The sequence below is a fragment of the Rothia sp. (in: high G+C Gram-positive bacteria) genome (assembly GCF_030540545.1).
Taxonomy (GTDB): domain Bacteria; phylum Actinomycetota; class Actinomycetes; order Actinomycetales; family Micrococcaceae; genus Rothia.
Genome location: NZ_JAUNVZ010000059.1, coordinates 1 through 1,287, shown reverse-complemented (window position 1 = coordinate 1,287; position 1,287 = coordinate 1). Strand labels below are relative to the sequence as shown.

The following is a 1,287-nucleotide window of genomic DNA, read 5'->3' as shown; positions in this document are numbered from 1 at the left end:
ACCGAGCCGCTACGCACCGCCGTGAATATTGCTGCGACCCTCGCGGGGCAGGGCAAATCTGTGCTTGTGGTGGGGGAGAAACGCTCCACCCTGGCCGATTTCACCGCACTGCTTGAACGCAACGGTATTGATTCCCTCCGTTTTGATGTGCTCACCGACCGCGACGCCGAAGGCCAGCGCGCCGAATTCATCCAAGCCATTGTGCGCAACGAAACCGCTGCCATACCCGAGGAAGAGGAGACCACCGCCGAGCTGCTTGAAACCCGCCGCCGCCTGCACAGGCACACCGAGGCTTTGCTCTCGCACGAGCCGTACTGGAATATCACCACCTACCAGGCGCTGCAGACCCTCGCCGAACTCACCTCACGGAATGAGGCGCCCGCAACCGGTGTACGGTTTAGCCGCCGCATGCTTGATCGGCTGCTCGAACGCGAGAACCTCGCTCACGACCTCACCCGCCTCGCGGAGTTGGGGGCGTTCACCCCGGCGACCCGCACCTCCCCCTGGTACCGTGCCCGCCTGGCCAACGACGAGGAGACCGCTGATGCTTACGCACTGGTTCTCACCCTCAAATCCTCCCTGCTGTCTCTGCGGGAGGCTATGAGCCGGCTCAGCCGCACCACCGGGTTACGGCTGGGCCGCACTATCGCCGACTGGCAGGGGCAGCTGCGTATTCTGCAGCGCATCCGGGAAACCCTGAAACAGTTCCGCCCCACCGTGTATGACCGGCCCGTCACCGACCTGATCGCGGCCGCCGCGACCGGGGCGTGGCGCCGCGAAAACGGCATCGAAATGAGCAGTATGCAGCGCTCCCGCCTGCGCCGCGCCGCTAAGGAGTACATCCTGCCGGGGGTGAATATTGGCGACCTGCACGAGCAGCTGCGGATTGTGCAGGCTGAACGCGCAGAGTGGATCCGGCACACCGCCGCCCCACGCACCCCGCAGATCCCTGAGAACCTTGATGCGCTTGTCACCGCCTGCAATTCCCTCATGAAAGAATTCGACGGGCTGCGAATCGTGCTGGATGACTCCCCGGAAGGCACCGACTTTACCCGCACCACCCTGGACGTGCTCGAACAGCGTTTGGATGCGTTACTGGCCGACCGGGTGCTGCTGATGAGCCTGCCCGAGCGGGATACCCTCACCGCGCGCCTGCTGTGCCTGGGCCTGGATGAGCTCATGGAAGATTTGTATGCCCGGCAGGTGCCGGCACGGCTGGTGGCCGCTGAGCTGGAGCTGGCCTGGTGGCAGTCCGCCCTTGAGGAGCTGCTGCACGACCACGAAGGG

Annotated in this window: 1 pseudogene; it reads left to right on the top strand. The window is 64.9% G+C overall.

Annotated elements, in window-relative coordinates:
- Positions 1-1,287: pseudogene (locus tag Q4P78_RS08905) on the top strand (DNA helicase); the annotation flags it as partial.